This is a genomic window from Nocardia abscessus NBRC 100374 (genome assembly GCF_000308455.1).
Lineage (GTDB): Bacteria > Actinomycetota > Actinomycetes > Mycobacteriales > Mycobacteriaceae > Nocardia > Nocardia abscessus.
In genome coordinates this window covers 138,861-165,173 of the sequence record NZ_BAFP01000071.1, presented here as the reverse complement: position 1 = coordinate 165,173, position 26,313 = coordinate 138,861, and the positions used below count along the sequence as shown (strand labels likewise).

The following is a 26,313-nucleotide window of genomic DNA, read 5'->3' as shown; positions in this document are numbered from 1 at the left end:
ACACCCCCGCCCTGACTCGGACCACGCCTTCCGGCGCTCCGGCAGCGGAGCCGCGAACCGTGCAGGAGGTCGACTCGTCCGCCATCCCCCAGGTACCGCACGCGCTGCCCGCAGGAGATGCGGCGGGCTCGCCGCTCACGGACACCCGTTCCGCGGCGAGTATGCCGGTTGCCGCGTCGAGCAGTCGGGTTCCCGGCGCCGCGCCGGCCCTGGACGGGCTGCCGCAGCCCGGGAAACGACCTGCGACAGCTGATGCCTCGCCGCAGGAGAGCAGGCCGGGGCAGTCGGGCGACCCTGGCTACCGCGGCGCGCTCTACGACCTCGGCGTCGCGATGTACCGGCGGGGCGAGGAAGAACAGGCGTGCGGCCTGTGGGCCCAGGCCTCCGAGGCGGGGCACGCGGGGGCCGCGTACGAACTGGGGATGGTGCGACTGCGGCGCGGCGATCCGGTCGGAGCCGAATCCTGGTGGCGCACCGCCGCCGACCGTCGCGAACCCCGCGCCATCGCCGAACTCGCCGATCTCCTCGATCAGCTTGGCAAGCACGCGGAAGCCAAGTCCTGGCGAACCTACGCCGCGGAGCAGCAGGACCCGAACGTGGTCGGCCAGTCGACGTCGCGCTGAACTCGGCGCGGCAATTCGGGCAAGGCGCCCCGGTCTCACTCATCGCCGAAAAGAAGTGGCACCCGACTGGGCGAATGTCGTACGTTCCGGGCATGTGTGGCAGTCCTGGTTTGAACGGAGCGTGCGCGGTCGGCGCGTACTACATCCGGCTGCGTACGGAGGCCTGGGCTCTGCCGGCGCACCGTAACGCTCCGATCTGCTGATCCGTTCGATCGGAATCCACGTCGGCGGCCGATAGGCCGCCGGACTCTTCGTGCCCTGGCATGGGTCCGGGCGAATCAACCTTCCTGATTCGACCACTCCGTTCGGAGGACACCCATGTCCCGTCATCGTTCTCTTTCGCATGCCCGCGGCAACAGCAGCCACTCCACGACCACCCGGAAGCGGCTATCGCAGAATTTCCTCACCGATGCCGGCGCCGCCCGGTTGATCGTGCGCACCTCCGGCGTCACCGGCGACGACCTCGTCCTCGAGATCGGACCCGGTGACGGCATGCTGACCAGGCAACTGCTCGGCACGGCAGGCCGGGTGCGCGCCTACGAGAAGGACCGGCGCTACGCGACCCTACTGCGCCGCCGATACGCCGATGATCCCCGAATCCGTCTGTATCACCAGGACTTCCGTACTGTGCGTCCGCCACGCGAGCCGTTCGCGGTCGTGGCCAACGTGCCGTTCGCCATCACGACCGACATCGTGCGGTGGTGCCTGGCGGCGCGAGCACTCACCTGCGCGACCCTGCTCACCCAGCTCGAGTTCGCCCGCAAGCACTCCGGCGCCTACGGCCGGTGGACCAAGCTCACCGTCGGCCACTGGCCCACGACGGCGATCGAACTCGGAGCGCGCGTCGGCAGGCACAGCTTCCATCCGGTGCCCCAGGTCGACGCCGCCGTCCTGCGGTTGCGCAACCGGCCCGTCGCGCTGCTGCCGCGTGAGCAGATCGCTGACTACCGCCGGGTGGTCGAGCTGGGTTTCTCCGGCGTCGGGGGCAGCGTCGCGGCGTCGTTGCGTCGAGAGTTCCCGTCCCGAACCGTGCGCAGCGCCTGCGCACTGGCCGGGATACCGCTCGAACAGCCGGTCGGACTGGTCTCCCCTGATCGCTGGTTGACCCTGTATCGCGCGTTGTGTGCCTGACCGGAACCGAGATCGCTACAGGAACGTATCGGATACATTCATGCATCGAGACGTGGACAGGAGCAGCGTGACCAACTTCGGCGACTACCAGAACGAGATCTACTTCCAGGGGCTCGGGGGTGTGCTGCCCGATCTTCCGATGACGTACGCCGAGCTGGAGGCGAAGGCTCGGGCGGCACTGCCACCGAGCATCTGGTCGTATGTGGCGGGCGGCGCGGGCGACGAACTCACCCAGCGTGCCAATGTGACGGCTTTCGAGAAACTGGGCCTGATCCCCCGCATGCTGTGCGCGAGCAAGACGCGCGACCTTTCGATCGAGCTGTTCGGGATGACGCTGCCGACACCGATCTTCCTGGCCCCGGTCGGCGTGATCGGACTGTGCGCCCAGGACGGGCACGGCGACATCGCCACCGCGAAGGCTGCCGCGCGCACCGGCGTCCCGATGGTCGCCTCCACCCTCACCGTCGATCCGCTGGAGGACGTGGCCGCGGAGTTCGGCGACACACCTGGCATGTTCCAGCTCTACACCCCGACGAACCGGGAGCTGGCGCAGAGCCTGGTCCGCCGGGCGGAGGCCGCCGGTTTCAAGGCCATCGTGGTCACCCTGGACACGTGGGTGCCCGGCTGGCGACCGCGCGATCTGGCGATGTCCAACTTCCCGCAGCTGCGCGGGCACTGCCTGGCCAACTACTTCAGCGATCCGGTGTTCCGCGCCTTGCTGCCCAGCCCGCCCGAGCAGGACCCGAAAACCGCCATCCTGACCTGGATCTCACTGTTCGGCAATGCGCTGACCTGGGACGACCTGGCATGGCTGCGGTCGCTGACCGACCTGCCGCTCGTGCTCAAGGGAATCTGCCATCCCGACGACGCGCGGCGGGCCAAGGACGCGGGCGTCGACGGCATCTACTGCTCGAATCACGGCGGCAGGCAGGCCAACGGCGGCATCCCGGCGATCGAGCATCTGCCGGAGGTGGTGGCGGCGGCCGGCGGCCTGCCCGTGCTGTTCGACTCCGGCGTCCGCACCGGCGCCGATATCGTCAAAGCGCTGGCGCTCGGCGCGACGGCCGTGGGTATCGGCCGCCCCTATCCGTACGGACTCGCCCTCGGCGGCGTCGACGGCCTCGTGCACGTGCTGCGTTCGCTGCTGGCCGAGGCCGACTTGCTCATGGCGGTGGACGGGTACCCGACGATCGCCGACCTCACCCCGGAGGCGATCCGGCGCGGCCCCTGACCCGGTACCTATGCCCGGGGCCGCATGCCGTGCGAAACGCCCCGCGCGTGCGGCCCGCCCCAACGGTTGGGCGGGCCGCACGCGCGGGGCGGCTCTCGATCAGGCCGACAGCGGCGTGAAGTCGCGGCTGCCGATGTAGCCCGGTCGCCGCGCCGGCGCGGCGAACGGCTCGACGAGCGTGTTGTGCACGCTGTTGAACACTACGAAGATGTTCGATCGCGGGAACGGCGTGATGTTGTTCGACGACCCGTGCATCAGGTTGGAGTCGAACAGCAGCGCCGAGCCCGCCCGGCCGGTGAACTGGCTGATCCCGTAGCGGTTCGCCAGCGCGGTGATGTCGTCGGTCGTCGGCACGCCGATCTCCTGCTCCTGCAACGACTCCCGATAGTGCTCCGCCGGGGTGCTGCCCAGGCACGGCACGAAGGTGTGGTGCGAGCCCGGCATCACCATGAGACTGCCGTTGATCGGGTAGTTGTCGGTCAGCGCGATCGACAGACTCACCGCACGCGGCGCAGGCATGCCGTCCTCGGCGTGCCAGGTCTCGAAATCGGAGTGCCAGTAGAAACCGGTGCCGCGGAAGCCGGGCATGTAGTTCACCCGGCTCTGATGCACGTACACCGGCGATCCCAGCACCTGCTCGGCCAGCTGGAGCACCCGCGGCTGACGCACCAGGTCGGCGATCGCCTCGCTCAGCTTGTGCACTTCGAAGACCGAGCGCACCCGGTTCGACGACTTCTCCACGATGACCCGGTCGTCCTCGCGCAGGGCCGGGTCGCTGGCGAGCCTGCTGATCTCGCCGCTGAATTCGGTCACTTCGTCGGGTGTGAGCAGCTGGTCGAGGATGGCGAACCCGTCGGCGTCGAACGAGGCGAGCTCCGGGCTCTCGACCTCCCCCCACACCGCGGGGTCGGCTCGCTCCAAGTGCGGAGCGGGCGCGCCGAGACGGGTCGGGTAGCGATCGTAGCGGGCCGCCTCGGGCCGGGTTTCGGTGTGCTGCAGAACCATTGGTGTTCTCAACCTCCGATCGTCGCGGCGACCAGCGGGTAGACGCCGTTACTGTCGTGAACCTCCTGCCCGGTCACCGGCGGATTGAACACGCACATCATCCGCATCGTGGTGCGCACCTCCAGGCGGTGACGTTCGTGTCCGTCGAGCAGGTACATCGAGCCGGGCGTGAGCTCGTAGGTGACGCCGTTGTCCAGATCGGTGAGGGTGCCCTCGCCTTCCACGAGCCATACGGCTTCCACGTGGTGCACATAGTGGAACTCGTGCACCGTCCCCGCGTCAATGGTGGTCTCGTGGAAGGAGAAGCCGACGCCGTCGCCACCGAGGACGATGCGCTTGCTGCGCCAGCCCTCGCCCGCCACGTCACGCTCGGTGCCGGTGATCTCCGCGGTCGTGCGCACGATCATGCGACCGCCCCCATTCCGCCGCACACCGACTCGACGGCGCCGGAGAGGATGTGCAGGCCCTGGTCGAGCTCCTGCTCGGTGACCGTCAGCGGCGGCAGCAGCTTCACCACCTCGTCGGTGGAACCGGAGGTCTCCACCAGCAGGCCGCGCTCGAAGGCGATCTGGCAGACCTTGCCCGCCTGCGAGGGGTCGTCGAACACGACGCCGTGCACCAAACCGCGGCCCCGAGTCGAGATACCGGGGAAGTATCCGGCCAGCTCACCCAGAGTGCGCGCGATCTTCTCGCCCTTGGCCAGGGTCGCGGTCTGCAGGGCGTCGTCGGACCAGTAGTGGCGCAGCGCGGTCGTCGCGGTGACGAATGCCGGGTTGTTGCCGCGGAAGGTGCCGTTGTGCTCACCCGGCGACCACTCGTCCAGCTCGGGCTTGAACAGCACCAGCGCCATCGGCAGGCCGTAGCCGCCGATCGACTTCGACAGCGTCACGATGTCGGGCGTGATGCCCGCGACCTCGAAGGAGAAGAACGGTCCGGTGCGCCCGCAGCCCATCTGCACGTCGTCCACGATCAGCAGGATGTCCCGCTCCGCGCACAGACCGGCGAGGTGGCGCAGCCACTCGGCGCGGGCGACGTTGACGCCGCCTTCACCCTGCACGGTCTCCACGATCACCGCAGCGGGACGGTCGAAGCCGGACGAAGTGTCGTCGAGCACCTTCTCCATCCACTGGAAGTCGGCGGTGGTGCCGTCGAAGTAGCCGTCGTAGGGCATGTGCGCGGCGTGCACCAGCGGCACACCCGCGCCCGCGCGCTTGGCCGCGTTACCGGTGACCGACAGCGCGCCGAGGGTCATGCCGTGGAACGCGTTGGTGAAGCTGACGATCGTTTCCCGGCCGGTGATCTTGCGGGCCAGCTTGAGTGCCGCCTCGACCGCGTTGGCGCCGGTCGGGCCGGGGAACTGGACCTTGTAGTCCAGTCCGCGCGGGATGAAGACGGTGTCGCGCAACGTCTCCAGCAGTTCCCGCTTGGCCGGGGTGGACATGTCCAGGCCGTGCGTGATGCCGTCGCTCGCGATGTAGTCCAGCAGCGAGCGCTTGAGCACGTCGTTGTTGTGGCCGTAGTTCAGCGCGCCCGCGCCCGCGAAGAAGTCCAGGTAGTCCTTGCCTTCCTCGTCGCGCAGCCAGCTGCCCTTCGCGGTGGTGAACACGGTGGGCCAGGCGCGGCAGTAACCGCGCACGTTCGACTCCAGGCTCTCGAAAACGGTGGTGTCGGCGTTGATCATCGGTGATCCTCCTCGGTGGTGCGGGCGGTCGGGGCGATGCGATACAGGTCTTCGGGTGCGTGGTTGTCAGGGAAGACGCCGGCGTCGAACAAGGGGCGCTTGGTCAGATCCGCGTCCCTCTCCTTCGCCACCGACGTGAACAGCGCGACGGAAGCGGCGTTGTCCGGCGAGATTGTCGTCTCGAGCACCGAAACGCCTTGCGCGGCAACACTGTTGAGCAGGGTGTGCAGAAGCTCCGCGGCGATGCCGCGGCCACGCTGCGCACGGTCCACCGCGATCTGCCAGACGAAGACGGTGTCGGGGGCCTGCGGGCGGACGAATCCGATCACGTATCCCACGACGCGGCCGTCCGCTTCGGCGACCACCGAGGTTCCGGCGAAATCCCGGCACCACATCAGGTAGGCGTAGCTCGAATTGACGTCGAGCACCGCGGAATCCTTGGCGATTCGCCACATCGGAGCGCCATCGCCCAACCGGGGCGTGCGCAGGACCACGGCCCGTCCGGTGTCTTTCCGGTTCGGGGTGACTCCCAGGGCGGCCGCGGCGTTGTCGACGCGCGATCGCTCGATCTCCGCTGGGGACAGGGTTGGCAGTGACATACAACTCCTCGTCGGTCAGCAGTACTTATCCAGGCTTACGAAGCGACTTTGAGGTGAACCAGTCGACTTCTTTACGGTCGTATTACGGATGGATGTCGCCGAGCCGGGGCAACCGCACGACGAATCGCGCGCCCCCGCCCGGCCGGTCGGTGCAGTCCACGCGGCCGCCGTGCGTGGCGACCGTCTCGGCGACCAACGCCAGACCGATGCCCGTGCCATCGGGCGAGCGGCGGCCGCTGCGGGCGGTCGCGAATCGCTCGAAGATCCGGGCGCGGTCCGCGGGCGCCACGCCGGGGCCCGCATCGTCGACGGTGAGTACGGCGTCGGTGCCGTCGCGGTCGACGGTGACCGCGACCACACCGCCGCCGTGGCGGTCGGCGTTGTGCAGCAGGTTGGCCACCGCACGTTCCAGCTCCACCTTGCGGCCGCGCACGGTGACGTCCTGACGCACCGTGAGCAGCTCGCCGGGGTAGCGCCGGTCGGCCAGGGTGTGGACCAGCAGGTCGCGCACCGACAGCGGCTCGGCGTCGCCGTGGTGCATACCCGCTTCCACCCGGGCCAGTGCGAGCAGATCGTCCAGTAGCTTGCGCAGGTGCTCCACCTCGGCGGTGACCAGGCCGAGCGCCCGCTGCGAACGTTCCGGCAGATCGCCGCGATGCCGGTTGAGCACGTCCACACTGGCCATCAGCGTGGTCAGCGGGGTGCGCAGCTCATGGCTGACGTCACCGAAGAGCCGGTGTTCGCGCTCGATGCGCCGTTGCAGTGAGTCCACCATGGTGTTGAACGACTCGACAGTGATGGCGAGGTCTTGGTCCGCGGTCGCGGGCAGCCGCAGGCCGAGGTCGCCGGAGGCGATCCGGGCGGCGGCGCCCGCGAGCTGGTGCAACGGGGTCAGCACCCGCCTGCTCGCCCACCAGCCGACCGCCGCGCCGATCAGGGTGACCACGGCGGCGCAGCCGATCAGCACGTTGCGCAGCAGATCGAGATCGGCGTTGAGATCGGCGGGCGACTCGGTGCCCGCATGCGCTCGTTGCGCCTCCAGGTAGCCACGGCTGATCACGAACACCGAGACGACCAGGACCAGCGACATCAGCGCGGCGATCGTCGCGAAAACGGCGGTCACCCGGCCGCGCAGGCTCCAGGCGTTCGGACTCCAGCGTTGGGCGTCGAGGCAGCGCTCAGCGCCGGACATCGAGGCGGTAGCCGAGCCCGCGCACCGTCACCACGATGCGCGGATCGGACGGATCCCGTTCGATCTTCGTGCGCAATCGGCGCATGTGCACGTCCACGATGCGCTCGTCGCCGAAAAACCCACGGTCCCATACCCGTTCGAGCAACACCGTGCGGCTGAGCACCCGTCCCGGCGACTCGGCCAGCTCACACAGCAAGCGGAACTCGGTGAGCGTGAGCCGGATCTCCTCGTCACCGCGGCGCACGACACCGCTGTCCTGGGCGAGCACCAGCGGCGCCGTTTCATCGGCCTCGAGCACCATTTCCTGCGGCGATTCCCGTTCGGCGGTGGGGCGGGAGCGCCTGCGCACCGCGCGCATACGGGCGGTGATCTCTTTGATCTCGAAGGGCTTGGTGACGAAATCGTCGGCGCCGGCCTCCAGCGCGGCCACTACGTCGTGTGTGTCGTCGCGGGCGCTGACCACGATGATCGGAACATCGTGGTCGCGGCGGATCTCGCGAATACACTCGAATCCGTCCATGCCACCGAGCATCAGATCGACGATCATCACGTCGGGAACACCATTGCTGCGCAGATGCGTGAGCGCGTCCTCGGCTTCCTCCGCCTCGTCGACGTCGTAACCCTCGTCCTCCATGGCGAGCCGCAACGCACCACGGACCCGGTCGTCGTCTTCCACGATCATCAGGTTTGCGCTCAAGACCTTATCCCTTGCAGACATGCGGAAGCGCGTCACGATGCGGACAACCGCATCCCCATACCGACGCGACCTTCCGCTTTTCGAGCAACCTTGCTCGGCTTGGGGTACCCGGGTTCGCGGCCGGTAAACGTCCGGCAGACCGATGCGGGCCCCTTCGTTCTTCTCTCGACGCTATACGCACGGCCGCCTCGGTGGGGCACAGGGGGGACCGGAGCAACCCGCCATTCCGGCAACAGCCGAACCTGAAGAAGGCGCACCTGCGCGCGAAAACAGCTCGGCAGCAGAGCTTTTCGATCGAAAAGCCGAATACCCCTGCGCCCGCATCGACCACAGGGCCGATAGCGAAGGTCACCTCGAATTCGTGCTCTGCGTCACATACTTCGCGTGCTCCGGTCACGAAGGCACGGCGGTGACCGGTCTCACGCCTGTTCCAGCGGTCCACCGGCTATCGCGGCGGCTCCAAGCGGTTGAAGTTGCTCGGCGGACGGTCGGAGCTCGGTTCCTGATACCAGAAACGCAGCTTCCTGTCATCGAACGTGGCGAACCACTCGTCCCATCCCACCCGGCGCAGTACGGCGCCCCCGTACCCGGGGAAGTCGAAGCGCAGCACCCCGAGCCGTCCGTTGTACTCGCTGCCCGGCACGGTCGCGGGCCGAGCGCCACGCTGTTCGGCCCAGCGGCGGATGACGTCGTGATTCCTGGTGACGGAAATCCCCTCGGCCTGGGTCGGCGCTGAACCACCCGGCCCGAACCGCGGATTCCGGGTGCGTGGTCGGCGCTGGTCGGTCATGACGAGCTCCTCGAGCCATCGGCATCTGTTCTCCGGCTCCTGTCTGACTACCCGTCGGACATAATCCGCAAACTGGTCGGACGAACCGGGCGCCGCACCGGCACGGCCCGGTTCGTCCGGCGATCGATGGGTAACCGCCCGATGATCGGCCGGACGCGTGGTTTTGCCGCGGCGCACGGCGATCGCCGACCACGAGGAGGAGTTCGCATGTCCAGCGTCAACGCGGCGCAACCGGTCCCACCCACACCCGAGCCGGACCCGGTGCCGCCGATTCCCGAACCGGATCCGGTGCCGCCGATTCCCGAGCCGGACCCCATTCCGGATCCGAATCCTGTTCCGCCGGAACCCGATCCGCATCCGCTGCCGCCGGTGCCCGGCCCCGCGCCGCGACCGCCCGGTCCGTCGCCGACGCCCCCGCTGCCGGACCCGGGCCGCCCGTCGCCGGACCCCGGGCTGCCCGGTCCGTCGCCGGACCCGGCGCCGCCGAACCCGGTGTAGCGACCGACGCTCAGTCCCGCAGCGCTTGCTCGCGCAGGGAGTTCAACGTCCTGGACAGGATGCGCGAGACATGCATCTGGGAGACGCCGAGCCGCTCGGCGATCTGGTTCTGCGTCAACGACTCGAAGAATCGCATGATCAGCACTTGTCGCTCCCGCTCGGGCAGCTCCCCGAGCAGCGGTTTCACCGCCATGATGTCTTCGACCAGGTGATAGGAGGGCTCCTCGATCCCGAGGCTGTCCAGCAGCGGCTGCGGAGCGCTCTCGACGTCCGCACCGGCGACCGCGTCGATGGACGACGACTGGTAGGCGTTGCCTGCGATCAGAGCCTGGGTCACTTCGACCAGATCGACGCCCAGCGCCGCCGCGATCTCCCTGGCTCGCGGCATCCGGCCCAGTCGCTGCGACAGCGTTTCGACGGTGGGGCCGATGCTCAGCTGGATCTCCTTCGTCCGGCGCGGCACTCGCACGGCCCAGGTGTTGTCCCGGAAATGCCGCCTGACCTCCCCCATGATGGTGGGCACCGCGAAGGACAGGAACGACGACCCGCGCGTGACGTCGAAGCGGTCGGCGGCCTGCACCAATCCCAAGCGGGCGACCTGCAACAGGTCATCGAAGTTCTCGCCGCGTCCGGCGAACTTGCGGGCGATGTGCTCGGCCAGGGGAAGACAGCGTTCGATCAGCTGTTGGCGCATCGGCTCGCGGCGCGGATCGTCCGGATCCAGAGCGGCGATCTTCTCGAACAGCGGCTCGATATTGTCGTAGGTGTCCCCCCGCGACCTCGGCTCACCCGCCATTCGGGGCACCCCGCACCCAACTGAAGTCGATCACAGTCGGATATCCGCCCAGCACGCTGTCGTAGGAACCCTGAGCCGCGGCGATCGAGTCGGTCAAGGTCCGCACGATGTGCCAGCCGAAGCCGGCTCGGCCGACCACCGAATCGGTCGCCGCGACCGAGGACACGTGCACGAACATCTTGTCGGTGTCGTAGGTGAACTCGCAGTCGATCATCGAACCGGCGGCCGCGTCCACGATGAGCGAGGTCGCCACCTCGTCGAGCGCGAGCCGGATGTCGGTCACCTCGTCCAGAGCGAAGTCGGCGATGAGGGCGACGGTCTCCGCGAGCGCGCGCAGCATGGTCAACTGCTCCAGCCGGGCGGGCACCCGTACCCCGACTGTCGTCGTCTCGGTAGAGGATCGGAAAGTCCACTCCCCCATTGCCCATCACCACCTTGTCCTCGCAGCCACTGCCCTGTGGCCTGGATACCGCTGCGGGTTCCGCTGAGCCACCGGAACACCGCCGACGCCGCGGACGGTGGAGCAGAAAGACCGCCCGTTCCTCGTCGAGGACGTACCCGCCGCAGGCGGATCGAAACGCCCGTCAGACGCCGTCGGTACGCTCGTGGGCGGTGAGCAGCAAATGATCGAACTCGGTCCGCAGACCCGGCGTGATGCCCGCGAGGCCCGGCAGATCGGCCACCAGACGCGCGGCCAGGATGCGCAATTTGACGTTGGTTTCCTGCGATCGCCAGCTCAGCACCCGGAACGCCTGCTCGGGGCCGATGCCGTAGACCAGCATGAGCGCGCCCTTCGCCTGTTCGATCACCGCTCTGGCGGCGTAGAGCTCGGGCAGGGCGCCGTCGAGCGTCTCCTGCCGGTGCTCCTCGAGGGTCTCGGTGACGTCGACGTAGTACCCGGAGGTGCCGACCACCGCACCGGACTCGTCGGCCAACCGATCGGCGACCAGGATCACGTGGCGCACGATGCCCGTGGTGTCGATGATGCGATGTCGGCTGGAGAACGGTTCCTCGTCCGCGACCGATCGCGCCAAGGCGCTGGCTACCGCGTCACGATCCTCCGGGTGTTTGTGCCGCAGCAGCAACTCCGTCGTCGGCGTCACCGTCCCCGGTGCGTAGCCGTGCATCGACGCGACCTCGTCGGACCATTCCCAGCGCTGGTCGGCGAACCAGAATCGGAAACTGCCGACACTCTGCGGCGTTCCCATACCGATCACCTGGTCCAGCGCGAGAGCGTCCTCGGGCTGCACCGACCTACTATCACTCACCGCTGAAGTATCCGATGCCGGTGCACCCGATGTGACCGGATCGGGTCGCGTCGCACCGGCAGGCTCCGCGGCGGCGCCCTGCTCAGGAGTCGAGGGCTGTCCGCATGGACGAGTAACTGGGGAACAACGACCGCACGCCGGTCACCTCGAGTGCCCGCTCCACTCCCGATCCGCCCGCGACGATGCGCAGATCCGGACGGCCGACCCCGTCCCTGCGCAGCGCGCCGAGCCGCACGGCAGCGCGCAGACTCATGAACCTCGCCGCCCGCAGATCGATCACCACGGCATCGCACGGGGACTGCAACGCACGGTCGACCGTCTCGAAGAACTCGGCCGACACGGCGGCGTCCAACTCGCCTTCGACTCGAACCACCACGCATTCGCGGCGGCGGTCCACCCGCTGTGCCCACAACCGGCTGTCCCTGCGACGTCCCGGTCCCGAACCATTGAGATGCACGCCCTCCGCGTGCTCCCGTAGCAGAGAAATGGCAGACAAGTCGAACCTCCCGTGTAGGGGGTATCCAGTCCTCGGCAGCGCTTCGGGGCGAGGGGCGGCGCGAACGCGAATCGGTTGCCGTGCCGTCCCATCGACCGGCTGCGCCGAATGCGTCGAACCGGGGTCGGCTGTGATCTCAACCTCCCTACAGTGTGGCACGGCCGACCCGCTATCGACAGCGTTCGGTAGGAGAACGTGACCGCCGCCGGACGCTCCACCCACCGGTACGAACCGACCGTTCGGCTGGCGATATGGCCGCTGAAGTGGGGTTTCATCGGGCCGCCCTGGGGCATACCCCGAACATCTATCCCGAACGTCACGCGATGCCGGTCGTAGGGCAGCCGCGCGGATTCGCGCGCCCGCGACAAGAACGGAGCACCCGGTGAAGATTGCCATGGTTTCCGAAGACGCCAGCCCGCTCGCCGAAGAAGGTCCCGCCGATGGGCGCGGCCGGGGCCGGTACGTGGCCGAACTGTCCGCGGCGTATGCGCGGCGCGGACACGAGGTGACCGTCTATACCCGCCGCACCGGTCCGCGCGCACCCGCCGAGCTGATCGCCGAGGGCGGCTACCGGGTAGTGCACGTCCAAGCCGGACCGCCGACTCCGCTGCCGATCGATCGCACACTGCCCTACCTCGGCGACTTCGGCACCTTCCTGCGGCGGCACTGGACCGCCGAGCAACCGGACCTCGTGCACGCGCACTACTGGAAATCCGGGCTCGCCGCCGAGCTGGCGTCACGCGCGCACGGCATCCCGGTGGTGCTCACCTTCCACGGGCTCGGCACCGTGCAGCGACGCTGCGAAGGTCTCGCCGACCCGAGCCCTCGCTCGCGCATCCGGTTCGAGCGGCTCATCGCGACGCGAGCGGCGCACGTCGTGGCGACCTGCTCCGAGGAGGTAGCGGAGCTGGCCAGGATGGGGGTGCCGCGATTCCGCATCTCGATGGTGCCGTGCGGGGTGGATCTCACCACATTCACCCCGGAGGGTGCCGCCGCCGACCGGCATGCCACCTACCGATTGGTCGCGGCGGGAGAGTTGGTGCGGCGCAGCGGATTCGACCCGGTCATCAAGGCGCTGCCGGACCTCCCGGACACCGAGCTGGTGATCGCAGGCGGCCCCGCCGCCGATGACGAGGACGACGCCGAAGGCCGCAGGCTGCGCCGCATCGCATCGGATCACGGTGTGCGTGAACGACTTCGGCTGGCCGGATCGGTGTCGCGGCCGATGTTGCCGCGGCTGTACCGCTCCGCCGACGTCGTGCTCTGCACACCCTGGTACGAGCCATCGGGCCGGGTGGCGCTGGAGGCGATGGCGTGCGGGAAGCCGGTGGTCGCCACCGCGGTCGGCGGTCTACTGGACACGGTGGTCGACGGCGTCACCGGACGGTTCGCCTCCCCGCCCGAACCCGACGCGATCGCACGGGCGGTGCGCCCGCTGCTCACCGACTCGACGTTGCGCGAAACATGGGGCGCCGCGGGCTATCAACGAGCCGCGAGCCGGAATTCGTGGGACCGGGTGGCGACCGAGACGCTCAGCGCCTACCACCGCGGTGCTCCCGCCCGCGCGGGAGAGGTCGTGTCCTGGGCCCGGTGAGTCAGCAGTGGTCGGCTCCGGCGTCCTTCTCGGACGCGCGGCGCCAGCGCCAAGGCGCGACGAGCCAGGTCGAGACGAACAGCGCGACGGTGACCACGCTGGTCACCGCCGCCGCGGCCGCCCCGGTCACGTAGTCCACCACGAGCACCACCGCGCCGATCAACGCCAGTCCCAGCAGTGCGACGCCTGCCATCGCACAGCGGTGCGCCGCGGCGACGACGTTGCCCAGGCGGTGCCGGCGGAACAGGATCCGATGCCAGGACACCGGCGCGATCAAGAACACCGTCGCCCCGACCACAGCGGCCAGGGTGGCTATGTACAGGGCCCGCATCCCCGGCGACAGCGTGCCGAACGACGCCTGGAACGGCAGGATCAGCAACGCCCCGAACAGGAACTGCACACCGGTCTGCACCACGCGCAGTTCCTGGACCAGGCTGCCCCAGTTCCGGTCGAGTCGTTCGAGTTCGGTCTCGCCACGCTCACGGCGCGCCCAGGCGTCGTCATTCTCGGGCACGCGCTGCCTCCTGGCGATTGCGTTTCTCGATCGCCTCGACCAGTTCGTCCTTGGTCATCCGTGAGCGCCCGGAAATCGCCAGCCGCCGGGCGATCCCCAGCAGGTGCTCCTTCGAAGCGTTGGCATCGACGCCCTCGGCGGTCTCCCCCCGCGCGTTCGGGCCGCCCTGTTCGGCTCGCTCGTCGGAGGGGCCACGGCTGGGCTTGGGCTCCCAACGGTCGCCGACCCGCTCGTAGCTGTGCTTGAGCGCCGCGTAGGCGACGCGATGGGCGCGCTCCTCGTCGCCGTCGTACTGTTCGAGCGCGGCGTCGTGCGCTTCGGCGAAGGTGCGCTGCGCCTTCTCCTCCGACCGCTCCAAAGTGCTCGGCAACTCGGATTTCTTGACTCCACCGCGTGCTGTCGTCTTGGGCATGAGTCGCTCCTTCCGGTTCCGAAGCCGAGGGTCCGAAAGCCCGGTGCGGTGCCGCGTGCGAGCCCCCGGTACCCGGTCGCATACCCGGAGAAACGCCGATTAACCCGGCATCCGCCGGGTACCACCGCTGCATGGTTGCGACTACCGATCAGCTGCTGCACGCGCTCACCCGCACGGTGAACGCACTGGCCGCGACGGACATCCGTTTCGCGGTGGCGGGCGGCTGCGCGGTCTACGCCCGCGGCGGCCCGGCCTCTCAGCACGACGTCGACATCTTCGTGAAACCCGAGGACAGCGCGCGGGCGATCCAGACACTGGCCCGCGCGGGTCTGCGGGTGTGCGACCCGCCGGAGAACTGGTTGCGCAAGGTCTACGCCGACGACATCCTCGTCGACGTGATCCACCGCCCGAACGATCGCGACGTGACCGACGAACTGCTCGACCGGGCCACGGAGATGCGGATCGGGCCCGCCAAGGCTCCGGTGATCAGCGGCACCGATCTGATGGTGGACAAGATGCTCGTCTTCGACGCGCACCGCCTCGACCTGAGCCCGATCCTGCACATCGCGCGCGACCTACGCGAACAAGTGGACTGGGAATCGGCGCGCGAGCAGACCAAGGCCTCGCCCTACGCGCGGGCCTTCATGGGCCTGCTGGACGATCTCGGCATCACCCGCACCGGAAAGGTGGAGTAGTAGATGGAGCAGCCGCAATACCTCGTCGCACGACTGCGCCGAGCGCTGGCCGAGGACCCCCGCACCGCCGAACTCGGTGTGCAGGTGACCATCCGCGGCGACGTCGTGGTGCTCGGCGGCGAGGTCAGCAGCGAGCAGCGCAAGCAGCAGATGGAAACCATTGTGCGGGAGCAGCTTCCGTCCGCGCGGATCCACAACGACGTCCATGTCACCCGTCCCACGGCGCCCGTCGACACCGAGACGCTGGAGCAGGACGGACCCGAAAGGAGTTGAGCGGCATGCGGATAGCCGCGGTCGGCGACGTACATCTAGGCGCGGATTCGCAAGGGCAGTGGCGGCCTGCCCTGCACGACCTCCCCGCGCGCGCGGACGCGCTCTTGCTGGCGGGCGACCTGACACGCCACGGCACCGTCGACGAAGCCAGGGTCGTCGCGGCGGAGTTCGCCGACTTGGGCGTGCCGGTCGTCGCTGTTCTCGGCAATCACGACTATCACGGCGACGCCGAAGAGGAGATCGCCACCGTCCTCGACGACCACGGCATCACGGTCCTGGAAGGGTCCGCGGTGACCCTGGATCTCGACGGGAGCACGCTCGGAGTCGCGGGCACGAAAGGCTTCGGTGGCGGGTTCGCGGGCAAATGCGCGAGCGTCTTCGGCGAACCCATCATGCGCGAATTCGCCGCGCACACCGTGGACGTGGCCGCCGCGCTCGGCGATGCGCTGGCGACATTGGACACCGACTTCACCGTCGCGCTCACGCACTACTCCCCGATCAGCGACACCCTGCACGGCGAGCCGAGGGAGATCTACCCGTTCCTCGGTTCCTACCTGCTCGGCGAGGCGATCGATGAGCACGGCGCCGACCTGGCGTTGCACGGCCACGCGCACGCGGGAGCGGAGCGCGGCACCACGCCGGGCGGCATCCGGGTGCGCAATGTCGCCCAGCCGGTGATCCGTGCGGCATACGCGGTCTACGACCTGCACCCTGCCGCGGTCTGAGCAGGCCGAGCTCAGAAGTCGGTCGAGATGGCCTCTACCGTGCTACCGGACTGGGCGTTCTCGACCGTGGTCGCGACGTCGGCCTGCGCGATGATGCCGACCAGCCGGCCCTGTTCCAGCACCGGCACGCGGCGTACCTGATGCTGCGACATCACCGACATCACCTTGCGCACGTCGTCGTCGGCGTCGACGGTGACCAACTCTCCGCCGAGCTCGCCCGCGTCGACCCCGAGCGGGTCCTTGCGCTGGGCGATCACTTTGACGACGATGTCGCGGTCGGTGAGCATTCCCTTCAACTTGTCGTCCTCACCGCAGATGGGCAAGGCGCCGACATTCAGCTCCGCCATTCGCTGCGCGGCCGCGACCACCGTGTCGCTGGACCGGACGCATTCCACATTCGGGGTCATGATGTCCCGTGCTGTTGTCATCGGGGTCCTCCACTTCTCGCCGGTACGAGCGCCCACCGAACGGGCTACTCGCTCACGTCGTACCCCCGTTTCGGATCCGCTAACGCGGGCATTCGTCCGGTATGGCCGCCCCGGATGGCCCGAGTCGAACGCTCCGGGACCGGGGCTGCCGCGCACCGAAATCGTTGCCGCTCAGGAGAAGGGACATCCGATGCTGCCAGCACCGAACGAATCGAGCGCGGGATCCGGCGCTGGGGAGCAGCACCGGTCCCACACGTTTCCCGACGACACCCGCACCTCCCGCACACACGCCGGAGAATCCATCGAAGACGCCCGTAACTGGCCCGGGATCATCCTGGTCGGCATCGGCATCGTGAGCCTCGCGCTCACGCTCACCGCTGCCGGATACGGATTCGAGGGCTGGGCGGTGATCGCCGGGGTGGTCAGCGGTCTCTGCATCCTCGTGGGCGTCGTCGTGATCGTCCTCGAGCACCGCAGGATCAAAGTGCGCGAAGGCAGACGGCTGCGGGACGCCGCCGGTCACTGATCAGCGGTCGACTTCGAGGGAGAAAGAATGACACACCAGCTCAACCGGCCCTTCGGTCGCCTCGCCCTGCTCGTCGGCGCGCTGGCGGCCGGTTCGGCGCTCACGGCATGTTCGAGCGACGACGGTGATCCGGGCGCGTCGACGCCCGAGCCGGCGACCGTCTCGATCACCATGCCGGGCCCGACCACCGCGCAGATGCCGAACACCGACCAGATCACCACGGAAGACGCGCAGCAGCTGTGCGACATGATGCGCGCCGATATCGATACCTGGCGCGGGCAGGGCGCGACGGTGGCCAAAGTGACGTTCAACGGCACCGTGCACAACTGGGCGGCCCGCAACGGCGGCCTGAACGATGTGGTCGTCACCGACCGCGGCAGGATCGACGCCATCACCACGCAGAACTGCCCCGACGTGCGTCAGCAAGCTGTCCAGGCGCTCGATGTGCCGGATCTGGCCTCGGCGCTGGCGGGGTTCGGCCGATGAGCGCCATGGGCCGGCCCGGCCGGATGGGCATCGCCGTTCTGGCGGCGCTGGCGGTGTGTGCGGGAGGGTGCGGCGACGAGCCGGAGAAGATCGTGAACAAGGGCGGCGACACCCCGTGCAACGAATACGTCGCCCAGGATCCCGACAAGCAGCGCATCACCACCGAGAAGTTTCTCGAGCAGGAACGTGAAGGTGACGGGACGCCCGACGCGAGGACCGTCGATGCCGCTATCGCGGCGATCAAGCTGATGTGCGCGGCACAGGCCAATCCGGACACCCCGATCCGGAAGGCCGATCTCACCGGCATTTTCGTGCCGAAATAACGCGCCCGCAAATACCGCTCCCGCCGTGGTTGTCCAGGCGCCGAACCGGGTGGGAGTACCGCCGGACTGCGGCGCAACCTCGACAACGGCGTCGAGTAGCGCACCGACCGGCGGGCTTCGAGACGCGTCTACCTCGAAGCTTTGTGGCACACCCGCCCCGGGCCGCCGACGACGTCGACCCGGTGGCGGGGTCTGTGCCGATAACGCCGAATCTGGAGGCATTCCGTGACTGTCACGCTCGCGCTGCGCGCTCATGGGCTGCGGGAGCTTTTGACCGCGATTCCCGCCCTGCGCGCCTTGCACGACGCCCAGCCGCGACACCGGCTCGTCCTCGCCGCACCCGGCTGGCTACGGCCCGTGATCGAATTGGCGAATTGCGTCGACGACCTGCACGCCACACCGATGGCGGGCGCACTGCGCTGGAACGCGCCACCGCCCACTTTCGCGGTCGATCTGCACAGCGCCGCGGCCGAGAGCACCGGTGCACTGCTCGCGATCGATCCGGAACGGACGATCGCCTATCGTCACAAAGATTTTCCCCAGCTACCGGGCCCACTGTGGGAGCCCGGCCTGCACGAAACCGTGCGGTGGTGCCGGCTGCTGGAATGGGCGGGCATCGCCGCCGACCCGGCGCGACTGGACATCACCCCGCCGCCGGAGAGCACCGGCGAGCGCCGCTGCATCGTCGTCTATCCCGGCGGTGCGCCTGCCCGGCGCTGGCCCGCCGAACGGTTCGCGGCCGTGGCGGCCGGCCTGCGCGACTGGGGCTGCCCGGTGCGTGTCGTCGGCAGCGCCGCCGACCGCCCGCTCGCACGCGATGTGGCCGAACAGGCCGGACTCCCCGAAAGCTGTGTGCTGGCAGGGGAACTCACGCTGCGGCAGCTGGCCGTGACCGTGGCCGACGCGTCCCTCGTGCTGAGCGGCGACACCGGTGTGGGGCATCTGGCCACGGCGTTCGGCACCCCGTCGGTGCTGATCTTCGGCCCCGATTCGCCCGCGATCTGGGGGCCGCCGCCCGAACGCGCGGCGCATGTCGCCCTCTGGGCCGGGCGGGTGAGCGATCCACTGGCGGGCACTCCCGCGCCCGGGCTGGCGATGATCAGCGCGGCCGAAGTACTCGCCGCGGCGGATCGGCAGCTCAGCAGTCGGGTGCGGGTGTGACGAGGATGCCGCACGGGCGTTTCACCTCGTCGAGACCGGCTATCTCGGGCTTATGACGTCCCTATGGTTGCACGAAGCGCAGGTCCCGGCGCGGTTGCGGTTGACGCCGGGATCGCGCTTCGACACGGTGGTGATCGGCGGTGGGCTCACCGGACTGGTGACCGCGCTGCTGCTGGTCGAGCACGGCGTGGAGGTCGCCGTCATCGAAGGCAGGCGCGTCGGGGCGGGGACGACCGGCGCCACCACCGGCAAAATCAGTCTGCTCCAAGGGACTCGGGCTCAGCAGATCGCCCGGCACCATTCCGACGACGTCCTGCGCGACTATGTGGCGGCGAATCGGGAAGGGCAGGAATGGCTGCTGCGTTTCTGCGCCGCACACGGCGTCGCGGTCGATCGCGTCGCCGCGTTGACCTACGCGCAGAACGACGACGAAATGTCGGCCGTACGCGCCGAGTACGCCGCGACCCAGAAGGCGGGACTGCCCACCGAACTGCTCCGCGATCTGGACGTGCCGTTCCCCGCGCACGGCGCGGTCCGCTTGGCCGATCAGGCCCAGCTCGACCCGATGGCGCTGCTGGCCGCGCTCGCGGCCGATGTGGAGGCGCACGGCGCGCCGATCTACGAATCCACCCTGGTGCGCGGCGTGCACCACGGCGCGCAGGGTGACCTCGTCGTCTCGACCGAACACGGCGACCTCGGCGCGCGCCGGGTGGTGCTGGCCACCGGCACACCCATCCTCGATCGCGGCGGGTTCTTCGCCCGCCTCGTCCCGCAACGTTCCTATCTGGCGGCGTTCACCCTGGACGAGCCGATTCCGCGCGATATGTACATCAGTGCGGGCAGCCCCACCCGTTCCCTGCGTCGCGCGGAGGGGCCGGACGGAGAGCTCCTGCTGGTCGGGGGGAACGGCCACGTCGTCGGCCGTGGCGGATCGACCCGCGAGAAAGTGGAAGACCTGGTGCACTGGGCGCGAACGTGGTTCCCCAGCGCCGAGCCGACGCACCGCTGGTCCGCCCAGGACTACTCGCCGGTCGCCGAGCTTCCCTACGTGGGTCCGCTGCTGCCCGGACAGCACGAGATCCAGCTGGCCACCGGCTACGCCAAATGGGGTCTGACCAATGGCGTCGCCGCGGCCATCGCGCTGGCCGGACGGTTCACCGGAGCGCCGCCGCGCTGGGCGGGCGCGCTGGCCAGCTGGCGCCTGGACGAACTCAAGGCGCTGCCCGCGGTGACCAAGACCAACAGTGCGGTGGCGCAACAGCTTTCGGCGGGCTGGTTGCGCGTCGCGACGCACCACGACGGCGTCGCTCCGGCCGAAGGCTGTGGCACGGTACTGCGCGAAGGCCTGCATCCGACCGCCGTGTGCACGGTGGACGGCGTCACCAACCGGGTCTCCGCCGTCTGCCCGCACCTGCACGGCATCCTCAACTGGAACGACGCCGAACGCACCTGGGACTGCCCGCTGCACGGCTCGCGCTTCGCCGCCGACGGCACACTGCTCGAAGGCCCGGCCACCAGTTCACTCACTCCCCTGCAGGTGCCGCGCGATTCCCAGTGAGCACACCCGGCTCGCACCGCGACCGGGACTTCAGTCCCGCACCGGCCTGGCGTCGGTGAGAATCCGATCGACCGTCTGCTCCACCGTCAACTCCGAGGTATCGAGCCACAGACCGATGCGGGGCGTATCCTCGCGCAGCACGTTGTCCAGGGCCGCGACGGTGAATTCGTCGTAGGCGTCTTTGCCGCGCCCGGCCTCGCGTGCGGCGACCACCTCGGGGCGCGGCGCCAGCACGACGACATACAGCGGCCGGGTGCGAATCAGATCCGCCGTCCAGGGTAGGGATTCGCCGAGGACGACGTCTTGCAGGACCGCCGTGAACCCAGCCTCGGCGTACGCGTCGGCCGTAGCGGCGGCCAGCCGATGCCGCAACCGCAACTGGGCGATCGCGTCCGGGGAGGGGACGGCGCTCATCTCCGCGCGCCCCTGCACCACGAATCGGCGGAACACGTCTCCGCGCACGTGTGCCGAGCGCGGCAGTCGTTCGGCCAGAGCCTGCGCGACGGTGGATTTGCCCGCGGCCTGGATCCCGGTGACCAGGTAGACAGCCGATGTCATGGCGTCGATCATGGCGAGCGCGCACCGCGGCGTCCAAATGTTTTCCGGCCGTCCGTCCGGCGCGACCGACTTCGGGCCGCTCAGCTCGCGGCGGCGCCCGCCTTCTCCTGGACATAGCGGTTCATCGCCCAGTTCAACCCGCGCATCGCGGCGTTGTAGGCGGGCGGGAAGTACCGCTGCGCCCAGAAGCCGACGCGGATGTCGGGCGAGGTGAAGACCAGGTAGCGGTTGCGCTCCACGCCGCGCACGATCGACCGGGCCGCGGCCTCCGGGGTGACCGCGTGCCGCATGAACAGCGCCATGCCACGCTGTACCGCCTCGGCCGTGCGGTCGACGCCCGCGATGTCGACGCTGTCGACCATGGGCGTGGCCATCGCACCCGGGCACACCAGGCTGACGCCGATGCGGTGGCGCGCCAAATCGAAACGCAGCACCTCCGACACTCCGCGCAGGCCGAACTTGCTCGCGCTGTAGGGGGCGTGCCAGGGCAATCCGAACAAGCCCGCGGCCGAGGACACGTTCACCACGTGGCCGCCGCGTCCGGCCGCGATCATCGGCGGAACGAACGCTTCGATCACGTGGATCGGGCCCATGAGATCGATGTCGATGGTGCGCCGCCATTGGCTGTGGGTCAGCCGGTCGACGGTGCCCCAGGTGGCGATACCCGCCACGTTCATGACGATGTCGACGCTGCCGACCGCGTCGTGCGCTTCGGCCGCGAGCGCGACGACCTGGTCGTAGTCGCTCACGTCGGCCGCCGTGGCCAGGTGGACGGTCGCGCCGGCGGCGCGCGCGTCGGCGGCGGTCCGTGCCAGACCCTCGGCGGCGATATCGGTCAGCACGAGCGCGGCGCCCTTGGCCGCGGCCGCGAGCGCCGTGCTGCGACCGAGACCGCTGGCCGCGCCGGTGATCAGGCAGGTTTTGCCGGCGAACTTCGTCATAGTCGATGACCATACGCAACCATGAACATCGCTGTCTATGGAACCGCTGAACGGCCCTCCCACGGGACGGGCGCCAGCGCGACCGTGATGTTGTCACCGCCGCCGCAACGCAAGGCGAACTCCGCGAGCGTGGCGGCCGCCGCCGCGGGAGCCGCACCCGCCACCTGCTCGGCCAGCGCGGACGGGGCGGGCGCGTAGTTCCACAGTCCGTCGGAGCACAGCAGCAGCATGCCCGGCCCCGAGACGCGCACCGTGCGCACGCAGTTGTCCGCCCAGGGCTTCTCCGGGCTGTCCGCGCCGAGCCAGCGGATCAGCGTGTGCGCCCTCGGGTCGGCCATCGCGGCGCGCTCGTCCATCGCACCGGCGTCGACCAGCGCCTGCGCCCACGAGTCGTCCACGGTCAACCGCTGAGCGGGCTCGCCGCCCTGGTCGGCGGGCAGCCAATATGCCCGGCTGTCCCCGACGTTGGCCACGGTGACCTCGGCCTCGCTGCCGTTGTGCGACACGATGGCGGACACGTAGGTGCACGACGGCGCCGGACCGTCGGGAACGTCGACATCGCGGACAGCCTGGGCCGCGGCCGCGAGCCCGGTCATGATCGCCTCGGCCGCGGGCTGTCCGGCGGCGAGCGCGGCGGCGGTGGCGCCGACGCCTGCCCGGACCGCCGCACCGGAGGCCACCTGGGGTCGCGACGAGGTCGACACGCCGTCGCTCACCGCGATCACGACGGTGGTCGGCGCCCCGGGCACCACCGCTTCGAGTACCCCGGCCGCGACGGCATCCTCGTTGCGCGCGTGGACGATGCCACGATCGGTGAGCACCGCGACCGCGCCGAGATCGGTGTCGAAGCGATCCGGCATCGTCCGGGACCGGCCGCACTGCGCGCAGCGGCCGTCGTCGTGGAACCGGTCTCCCCCGCAGTCGGCGCACGGCGCCGGATCGTTCCCGGGCAGCGCCACGTATCGGTAACCGAGTTCGAGATCGCAAGACGCGCACCGGCGGCTGTCGAGTCCGACCGCCGAGCATCCCGCACAGCGTAGGCCGGCGCCCTCCTCGCTCATCGGACGGTTTCCTCGGCCGACGGCGCCGTGGCGCCCACGGTATGCTCCGGAAGTCGTTGGCCCGACCGTAACCACAGTGGCTCGTTGCTGGTGCGAACTTCCACACCCTCCTCCTTCATCTCCCCGGCAGGCCGACTCCGATCGCGATAGTACGGGAGCGTTCCCGCTCTCTGATCCCAGTATTGGGTCGACCCGCCCGCCGCCCGGCCGCACGATAGTGGACGGTCTGCCCGCGCCGACGCGGTACGGCGGGCTGCGCCGGATGACCCGCCCGACCGGAGCCGATGCCGCTCAGACCAGTTCGGGCGTGCGATGCGACTGCCTGCCCCGTGAGCGGAACGTCTGCGGCGGGCAGCCCTGCCAGCGGCGGAAAGCGCGGATGAAGGAGGCCGCCTCCGCGTAGCCGAGCCGGGCGGCGACCTGTTCGGTGGTCATATCGGTGTGCGCGAGCAGCACCTCCGACATGGTCTGGCGCACCTCGTCCAGCAGCGCCCGGAACGATGTCCCCTCCTCGTGCAGTCGCCGAGAGAGGGTGCGCGAGCTCATGTACAGACCCAGGGCGACGGTCGCCTGGTCGGGGATCTCACCGGGAGTGCGCACCAGTCGGTCGCGTACCGACGCCGCGACGCCGGTGCGCGACCGGCGCCGGTCGAGCAGGTCGCGGCACAGTTGCCCGCAGTTGTCCCGCGCGGCGTCGCTCGCCGGTGGCAGGGGCAGATCCAGCATCCCGCGGTCGAAGACCACCGCGCTCACCGGCGCACCGAAGACCGGCACGACGCCGAAGATGTCGCGATAGCGCGTGAGGTCGCGCGGGCACGCGTGCCGGAAACTGACCCGCCGCACCGGGACGCCGATGGAGAACAGCTCTCGATCGAAGGCAGGCAGCCCCGCCAGCGTCGCTTCGGCGAAGAAGGCCCGCATACCCGCCGGGATGTCGGCGTCCCGGAACACCAGTCGCGCTTCGCCGTCGGCTTCCTCGACCGTCAACCGCCCGAACGGCACCGTGCGACCGACGCAGCGCAATCCCACCTCGATCAGCTCGCGCAGGGTCCGGCTGCCCAGCAGCGCGAGCCCCCACGGCCCGCGCGAGCGCAGGTGGTGGCGGACCGCCGCGGCGAGGCCGAGCCCCGGCTCGTCGCCGAACCGGCCGAGCACAGTGTGCACGATCCGCAATTCGTCGTGCGCGGTGATCTCGGCGGACGGGTCACCCAGTTCGGCAGGCGCCAGCGCCGTACCGGCCAGGCACTCCGCGGGCGCCATGCCCCGCTCTCCGGCGATGCGCACCAGAGCGCGCACGCCGACGGCACTGCGGAGGGAATCCGGATCGACCATGGCTCGCATCCTCGATGAAGCGGTACTGCGCGGTATCGGCGCAATGTATCAATCAGGTGTGCGGCGCATCGGCGCTTCGCCGAAATGGCGTTCCGGCAGCCGCTGGCGCACAGTCATTTTCGAGCCCGTGGGTAGTGGCGGCTGCACCGGCCACAGAGCCGTTTCCCAGAGACGCCAGGGCGGATTTCAATCCTGCACGGTGACGCCGACGGAACGCGCGAAGGCGGGCGCGAGATCCAGCAGCTGCAAGGTGGTGATCGTCGCGCCGCGCAGGCTGTCGAGCCCATCGGTGAAGTCGAGCGCGGTCGCACCGCGCAGGTCCACCTTCGCCAGCCGGGCCTTGCGCAACGACAGCCGGACCAGTGCCGAGCCGGGCACCGTGATGCCGGTCAGCGCGGCGTCGGCGAAATCGCAATCGCGCAGCACACAGTCGACGAAGGACACCTCGCGCAGCTGAGCCCCGCGGAAGTTGACCGAGTCGAACTTGCAGCCTTCGAACCGGACCCGTCGCAGGTTCGCGCCCGCGAAGTCGACGCCGGACATCGCCCCCGACACCACCTCGCCGTCGAGCCATCCGGTGTCGGCCAGTTCGGTACCCACCCAGCGCACGTGACGCAGCCACACGTCGACGAACCGGCTGTAGCGCAGGCTCCCCCGGGTGAACCCGACCGTCGTGAACACCGACTCGCTGAATCGCGCGTGCCGGACGTCGAGGTCGTCCAGTTCGCCGCCGTCCACCCGAACGCAGTCGTAGTCGCCTTCCGCCTCGAGATCGCCGTCCAGGTCGGTCAGATACCGCGCGTAGGGCAGGTCGTCGAGTTCGCGCGCCATGCGCACCTCCAGTTCGTCCAACGAAGATCGGTCGACGCCGAGTATGGCGGTGCGCCATGACAAGTTCGGCCGCGCTTCGGCGCGATCAGTCGGCGCTCACGGGCAGGCGGCAGCGCAGGTAGCGCTGCTGCGCGGTGCGCATCGTCGGGTGGGCGGTCGCCTTACGGAACACTCGATCAGGTTCAACCGGGGTGGTGTGGTCGGCAAGCCGACCGGTAGCTGTTCTCGACGCTGGTAGATGCTCAGGCCGGTCGTCGTTGCACGGCGTCGGAGATGACCGCTGCCACGAACTTTTCGACTGCTGACGTAGTCGGTGGGCCGGTGTCACGGTCGGTGAACAACAGATGCCCGCCACCGACCAGGGACAGGGTGAGCGAGTCGATGTCGGCATCGGCTGTGATGCGGCCCAGCTCCCGCTCGTCGGTCAGATAAGTGGAGATCGCGGTCGTCGCCTCGGCGAGAATCGCCATGCCGCCGCCGGGCCTGGCCTGGCGCAGTCGCGTGCGCAGCTCGTCACGGAAGGTGATGAGCGGGATGATCGCCATCGGAACCGGTCCCAGCAGATCGGTCAGCGCGCTGGTCAGATTGGCGACCACCGTGCCGACGCCTGCGGACGCGCGCAGCGCACTCCCCTGCGCCTCGAGCTGCGCGGCCCGGTCGAGTACAAGTGCGGTAAGGAACGCGTCGAAGTCGGTGAAGTGCCGGTGCAGAACGCCTTTGGCGCAGCCCGCCTCGTCGGTGACGGCCCGGCTGGTCAGTCCGTTCGGCCCGCCACGCAGCAGCACGCGTTCGGCAGCGTCGAACAGTTGCTGCCGCGCGTCGCGAAGGTGCACCCCAGTCGGCACTCACAGATCCTTTCGGGCGTCGAGTCACCGGCATTATTGCGCA

General features: G+C 69.4%; 32 protein-coding genes and 1 pseudogene. 13 read left to right on the top strand and 20 right to left on the bottom strand.

What is annotated here, in order from left to right:
• From ON19_RS14600 to ON19_RS14590, 3 genes and pseudogenes are all read left to right on the top strand, one after another.
• Positions 1-623 (top strand): annotated as a pseudogene (locus ON19_RS14600) (tetratricopeptide repeat protein); the annotation flags it as partial.
• 318 nt (positions 624-941) lie between these two features.
• Entirely contained in the window at positions 942-1,754 is an 813-nt protein-coding gene (gene erm, locus ON19_RS14595; protein ID WP_043691484.1) for a 23S ribosomal RNA methyltransferase Erm, read from the top strand.
• Between the two features lie 67 nt (positions 1,755-1,821).
• Positions 1,822-2,985, top strand: coding sequence for a lactate 2-monooxygenase (locus ON19_RS14590; RefSeq protein WP_043691482.1), 1,164 nt, complete (start codon positions 1,822-1,824; stop codon positions 2,983-2,985).
• 99 nt (positions 2,986-3,084) lie between these two features.
• On the opposite strand, the gene thpD is transcribed toward ON19_RS14590, so the two are convergent.
• The 7 genes from thpD to ON19_RS14555 form a co-directional block, all read right to left on the bottom strand.
• Positions 3,085-3,990, bottom strand: a complete 906-nt coding sequence (gene thpD / locus ON19_RS14585; RefSeq protein ID WP_043691479.1) for an ectoine hydroxylase — start codon at positions 3,988-3,990, stop codon at positions 3,085-3,087.
• Between the two features lie 8 nt (positions 3,991-3,998).
• Entirely contained in the window at positions 3,999-4,397 is a 399-nt protein-coding gene (locus ON19_RS14580; RefSeq protein WP_043691477.1) for an ectoine synthase, read from the bottom strand.
• A complete protein-coding gene (gene ectB / locus ON19_RS14575; protein ID WP_043691474.1) occupies positions 4,394-5,671 on the bottom strand; it encodes a diaminobutyrate--2-oxoglutarate transaminase in 1,278 nt (425 codons plus the stop codon). Before ectB ends, ON19_RS14580 begins: the two co-directional genes overlap by 4 nt.
• On the bottom strand, positions 5,668-6,126 hold the full coding sequence (gene ectA / locus ON19_RS14570) for a diaminobutyrate acetyltransferase (protein ID WP_255218385.1): 459 nt from the start codon (positions 6,124-6,126) through the stop codon (positions 5,668-5,670). The genes ectB and ectA overlap by 4 nt, the downstream gene beginning before the upstream one ends.
• A 226-nt stretch (positions 6,127-6,352) precedes the next feature.
• Complete coding sequence (locus ON19_RS14565; protein ID WP_043691472.1) at positions 6,353-7,462, bottom strand: ATP-binding protein; 1,110 nt, start codon at positions 7,460-7,462, stop codon at positions 6,353-6,355.
• Positions 7,449-8,159 (bottom strand): response regulator transcription factor, encoded by a 711-nt coding sequence (locus ON19_RS14560; protein ID WP_043691470.1) that lies wholly within the window; start codon positions 8,157-8,159, stop codon positions 7,449-7,451. Before ON19_RS14560 ends, ON19_RS14565 begins: the two co-directional genes overlap by 14 nt.
• Before the next feature lie 445 nt (positions 8,160-8,604).
• Positions 8,605-8,949 (bottom strand): hypothetical protein, encoded by a 345-nt coding sequence (locus ON19_RS14555; protein ID WP_043691467.1) that lies wholly within the window; start codon positions 8,947-8,949, stop codon positions 8,605-8,607.
• Between the two features lie 207 nt (positions 8,950-9,156).
• Here ON19_RS14555 and ON19_RS14550 point away from each other — a divergent pair, with 207 nt between their 5' ends.
• Positions 9,157-9,447 (top strand): hypothetical protein, encoded by a 291-nt coding sequence (locus ON19_RS14550; RefSeq protein WP_043691465.1) that lies wholly within the window; start codon positions 9,157-9,159, stop codon positions 9,445-9,447.
• Between the two features lie 10 nt (positions 9,448-9,457).
• On the opposite strand, the gene ON19_RS14545 is transcribed toward ON19_RS14550, so the two are convergent.
• The 4 genes from ON19_RS14545 to ON19_RS14530 form a co-directional block, all read right to left on the bottom strand.
• The gene (locus ON19_RS14545) at positions 9,458-10,243 is read right to left on the bottom strand and encodes an RNA polymerase sigma factor SigF (RefSeq protein WP_043691462.1); all 786 of its coding nucleotides are present in this window, start codon (positions 10,241-10,243) and stop codon (positions 9,458-9,460) included.
• A complete protein-coding gene (locus ON19_RS14540) occupies positions 10,233-10,664 on the bottom strand; it encodes an ATP-binding protein (protein WP_043691459.1) in 432 nt (143 codons plus the stop codon). Before ON19_RS14540 ends, ON19_RS14545 begins: the two co-directional genes overlap by 11 nt.
• Before the next feature lie 163 nt (positions 10,665-10,827).
• On the bottom strand, positions 10,828-11,451 hold the full coding sequence (locus ON19_RS14535; RefSeq protein ID WP_051168872.1) for a PAS and ANTAR domain-containing protein: 624 nt from the start codon (positions 11,449-11,451) through the stop codon (positions 10,828-10,830).
• Between the two features lie 142 nt (positions 11,452-11,593).
• Positions 11,594-12,007 carry an STAS domain-containing protein gene (locus ON19_RS14530; protein ID WP_043691455.1) on the bottom strand — a complete coding sequence of 138 codons (414 nt, stop codon included), beginning with the start codon at positions 12,005-12,007 and terminating at the stop codon, positions 11,594-11,596.
• 382 nt (positions 12,008-12,389) lie between these two features.
• Here ON19_RS14530 and ON19_RS14525 point away from each other — a divergent pair, with 382 nt between their 5' ends.
• Complete coding sequence (locus tag ON19_RS14525; protein ID WP_043691453.1) at positions 12,390-13,601, top strand: glycosyltransferase; 1,212 nt, start codon at positions 12,390-12,392, stop codon at positions 13,599-13,601.
• Between the two features lies 1 nt (position 13,602).
• Here ON19_RS14525 and ON19_RS14520 read toward each other — a convergent pair whose 3' ends face one another.
• Positions 13,603-14,115, bottom strand: coding sequence for a DUF6328 family protein (locus ON19_RS14520; RefSeq protein ID WP_227954731.1), 513 nt, complete (start codon positions 14,113-14,115; stop codon positions 13,603-13,605).
• Positions 14,102-14,527 (bottom strand): ChaB family protein, encoded by a 426-nt coding sequence (locus ON19_RS14515; RefSeq protein WP_043691451.1) that lies wholly within the window; start codon positions 14,525-14,527, stop codon positions 14,102-14,104. The genes ON19_RS14520 and ON19_RS14515 overlap by 14 nt, the downstream gene beginning before the upstream one ends.
• Positions 14,528-14,658: 131 nt before the next feature.
• On the opposite strand from ON19_RS14515, the gene ON19_RS14510 reads away from it, so the two are divergent.
• Genes ON19_RS14510 through ON19_RS14500 form a run of 3 tightly spaced genes read left to right on the top strand, consistent with a single transcriptional unit; the run spans position 14,659 to position 16,220 of the window.
• Entirely contained in the window at positions 14,659-15,222 is a 564-nt protein-coding gene (locus ON19_RS14510) for a nucleotidyltransferase family protein (protein WP_043691449.1), read from the top strand.
• A gap of 3 nt (positions 15,223-15,225) precedes the next feature.
• On the top strand, positions 15,226-15,495 hold the full coding sequence (locus ON19_RS43720; protein ID WP_043691447.1) for a BON domain-containing protein: 270 nt from the start codon (positions 15,226-15,228) through the stop codon (positions 15,493-15,495).
• Positions 15,496-15,500: 5 nt separating this feature from the next.
• Positions 15,501-16,220: a metallophosphoesterase family protein gene (locus tag ON19_RS14500; protein ID WP_043691445.1), complete on the top strand. Its 720-nt coding sequence runs from the start codon at positions 15,501-15,503 to the stop codon at positions 16,218-16,220.
• An 11-nt stretch (positions 16,221-16,231) separates the two neighbouring features.
• On the opposite strand, the gene ON19_RS14495 is transcribed toward ON19_RS14500, so the two are convergent.
• Positions 16,232-16,648 (bottom strand): CBS domain-containing protein, encoded by a 417-nt coding sequence (locus ON19_RS14495; protein ID WP_043691442.1) that lies wholly within the window; start codon positions 16,646-16,648, stop codon positions 16,232-16,234.
• 190 nt (positions 16,649-16,838) lie between these two features.
• Here ON19_RS14495 and ON19_RS14490 point away from each other — a divergent pair, with 190 nt between their 5' ends.
• The 5 genes from ON19_RS14490 (at position 16,839) to ON19_RS14470 (ending at position 20,702) form a co-directional block, all read left to right on the top strand.
• A complete protein-coding gene (locus ON19_RS14490) occupies positions 16,839-17,174 on the top strand; it encodes a hypothetical protein (protein WP_043691440.1) in 336 nt (111 codons plus the stop codon).
• Between the two features lie 27 nt (positions 17,175-17,201).
• On the top strand, positions 17,202-17,660 hold the full coding sequence (locus tag ON19_RS14485; RefSeq protein ID WP_043691438.1) for a hypothetical protein: 459 nt from the start codon (positions 17,202-17,204) through the stop codon (positions 17,658-17,660).
• Positions 17,657-17,983 (top strand): hypothetical protein, encoded by a 327-nt coding sequence (locus ON19_RS14480; RefSeq protein WP_227954730.1) that lies wholly within the window; start codon positions 17,657-17,659, stop codon positions 17,981-17,983. The genes ON19_RS14485 and ON19_RS14480 overlap by 4 nt, the downstream gene beginning before the upstream one ends.
• Positions 17,984-18,208: 225 nt before the next feature.
• Positions 18,209-19,144, top strand: coding sequence for a glycosyltransferase family 9 protein (locus tag ON19_RS14475; protein ID WP_043691433.1), 936 nt, complete (start codon positions 18,209-18,211; stop codon positions 19,142-19,144).
• Between the two features lie 52 nt (positions 19,145-19,196).
• Positions 19,197-20,702, top strand: a complete 1,506-nt coding sequence (locus tag ON19_RS14470) for an FAD-dependent oxidoreductase (protein ID WP_043691430.1) — start codon at positions 19,197-19,199, stop codon at positions 20,700-20,702.
• A 30-nt stretch (positions 20,703-20,732) separates the two neighbouring features.
• On the opposite strand, the gene ON19_RS14465 is transcribed toward ON19_RS14470, so the two are convergent.
• The 6 genes from ON19_RS14465 to ON19_RS14440 all read right to left on the bottom strand — a co-directional run bounded on the left by ON19_RS14465 (position 20,733) and on the right by ON19_RS14440 (position 26,270).
• Positions 20,733-21,260: an AAA family ATPase gene (locus tag ON19_RS14465; protein ID WP_227954729.1), complete on the bottom strand. Its 528-nt coding sequence runs from the start codon at positions 21,258-21,260 to the stop codon at positions 20,733-20,735.
• Positions 21,261-21,340: 80 nt separating this feature from the next.
• Entirely contained in the window at positions 21,341-22,201 is an 861-nt protein-coding gene (locus ON19_RS14460) for an SDR family oxidoreductase (RefSeq protein WP_043691426.1), read from the bottom strand.
• 35 nt (positions 22,202-22,236) lie between these two features.
• A complete protein-coding gene (locus tag ON19_RS14455; RefSeq protein WP_051168862.1) occupies positions 22,237-23,262 on the bottom strand; it encodes a PP2C family protein-serine/threonine phosphatase in 1,026 nt (341 codons plus the stop codon).
• A gap of 291 nt (positions 23,263-23,553) precedes the next feature.
• Positions 23,554-24,594 carry an AraC family transcriptional regulator gene (locus tag ON19_RS14450; RefSeq protein ID WP_043691424.1) on the bottom strand — a complete coding sequence of 347 codons (1,041 nt, stop codon included), beginning with the start codon at positions 24,592-24,594 and terminating at the stop codon, positions 23,554-23,556.
• 186 nt (positions 24,595-24,780) lie between these two features.
• Positions 24,781-25,446 (bottom strand): pentapeptide repeat-containing protein, encoded by a 666-nt coding sequence (locus ON19_RS14445; RefSeq protein WP_227954728.1) that lies wholly within the window; start codon positions 25,444-25,446, stop codon positions 24,781-24,783.
• A gap of 221 nt (positions 25,447-25,667) precedes the next feature.
• On the bottom strand, positions 25,668-26,270 hold the full coding sequence (locus ON19_RS14440) for a TetR/AcrR family transcriptional regulator (protein WP_043691422.1): 603 nt from the start codon (positions 26,268-26,270) through the stop codon (positions 25,668-25,670).
• Positions 26,271-26,313: the final 43 nt, after the last annotated feature.

What these genes read in the sequence shown, in the direction of transcription:
- ON19_RS14480 (WP_227954730.1), top strand. Translation starts at nt 17,657, where the DNA reads ATGAGCGCCATGGGCCGGCCCGGCCGGATGGGCATCGCCGTTCTGGCG.
- ON19_RS43720 (WP_043691447.1), top strand. Translation starts at nt 15,226, where the DNA reads ATGGAGCAGCCGCAATACCTCGTCGCACGACTGCGCCGAGCGCTGGCC.
- ON19_RS14500 (WP_043691445.1), top strand. Translation starts at nt 15,501, where the DNA reads ATGCGGATAGCCGCGGTCGGCGACGTACATCTAGGCGCGGATTCGCAA.
- ON19_RS14455 (WP_051168862.1), bottom strand. Translation starts at nt 23,262, where the DNA reads ATGAGCGAGGAGGGCGCCGGCCTACGCTGTGCGGGATGCTCGGCGGTC.
- erm (WP_043691484.1), top strand. Translation starts at nt 942, where the DNA reads ATGTCCCGTCATCGTTCTCTTTCGCATGCCCGCGGCAACAGCAGCCAC.
- ON19_RS14490 (WP_043691440.1), top strand. Translation starts at nt 16,839, where the DNA reads ATGCTGCCAGCACCGAACGAATCGAGCGCGGGATCCGGCGCTGGGGAG.
- ON19_RS14465 (WP_227954729.1), bottom strand. Translation starts at nt 21,260, where the DNA reads ATGACATCGGCTGTCTACCTGGTCACCGGGATCCAGGCCGCGGGCAAA.
- ectB (WP_043691474.1), bottom strand. Translation starts at nt 5,671, where the DNA reads ATGATCAACGCCGACACCACCGTTTTCGAGAGCCTGGAGTCGAACGTG.
- ON19_RS14510 (WP_043691449.1), top strand. Translation starts at nt 14,659, where the DNA reads ATGGTTGCGACTACCGATCAGCTGCTGCACGCGCTCACCCGCACGGTG.
- ON19_RS14460 (WP_043691426.1), bottom strand. Translation starts at nt 22,201, where the DNA reads ATGACGAAGTTCGCCGGCAAAACCTGCCTGATCACCGGCGCGGCCAGC.
- ON19_RS14535 (WP_051168872.1), bottom strand. Translation starts at nt 11,451, where the DNA reads ATGGGAACGCCGCAGAGTGTCGGCAGTTTCCGATTCTGGTTCGCCGAC.
- ectA (WP_255218385.1), bottom strand. Translation starts at nt 6,126, where the DNA reads ATGTGGCGAATCGCCAAGGATTCCGCGGTGCTCGACGTCAATTCGAGC.
- thpD (WP_043691479.1), bottom strand. Translation starts at nt 3,990, where the DNA reads ATGGTTCTGCAGCACACCGAAACCCGGCCCGAGGCGGCCCGCTACGAT.
- ON19_RS14515 (WP_043691451.1), bottom strand. Translation starts at nt 14,527, where the DNA reads ATGCCCAAGACGACAGCACGCGGTGGAGTCAAGAAATCCGAGTTGCCG.
- ON19_RS14565 (WP_043691472.1), bottom strand. Translation starts at nt 7,462, where the DNA reads ATGTCCGGCGCTGAGCGCTGCCTCGACGCCCAACGCTGGAGTCCGAAC.
- ON19_RS14485 (WP_043691438.1), top strand. Translation starts at nt 17,202, where the DNA reads ATGACACACCAGCTCAACCGGCCCTTCGGTCGCCTCGCCCTGCTCGTC.
- ON19_RS14470 (WP_043691430.1), top strand. Translation starts at nt 19,197, where the DNA reads ATGACGTCCCTATGGTTGCACGAAGCGCAGGTCCCGGCGCGGTTGCGG.
- ON19_RS14555 (WP_043691467.1), bottom strand. Translation starts at nt 8,949, where the DNA reads ATGACCGACCAGCGCCGACCACGCACCCGGAATCCGCGGTTCGGGCCG.
- ON19_RS14495 (WP_043691442.1), bottom strand. Translation starts at nt 16,648, where the DNA reads ATGACAACAGCACGGGACATCATGACCCCGAATGTGGAATGCGTCCGG.
- ON19_RS14450 (WP_043691424.1), bottom strand. Translation starts at nt 24,594, where the DNA reads ATGGTCGATCCGGATTCCCTCCGCAGTGCCGTCGGCGTGCGCGCTCTG.
- ON19_RS14550 (WP_043691465.1), top strand. Translation starts at nt 9,157, where the DNA reads ATGTCCAGCGTCAACGCGGCGCAACCGGTCCCACCCACACCCGAGCCG.
- ON19_RS14545 (WP_043691462.1), bottom strand. Translation starts at nt 10,243, where the DNA reads ATGGCGGGTGAGCCGAGGTCGCGGGGGGACACCTACGACAATATCGAG.
- ON19_RS14540 (WP_043691459.1), bottom strand. Translation starts at nt 10,664, where the DNA reads ATGGGGGAGTGGACTTTCCGATCCTCTACCGAGACGACGACAGTCGGG.
- ON19_RS14580 (WP_043691477.1), bottom strand. Translation starts at nt 4,397, where the DNA reads ATGATCGTGCGCACGACCGCGGAGATCACCGGCACCGAGCGTGACGTG.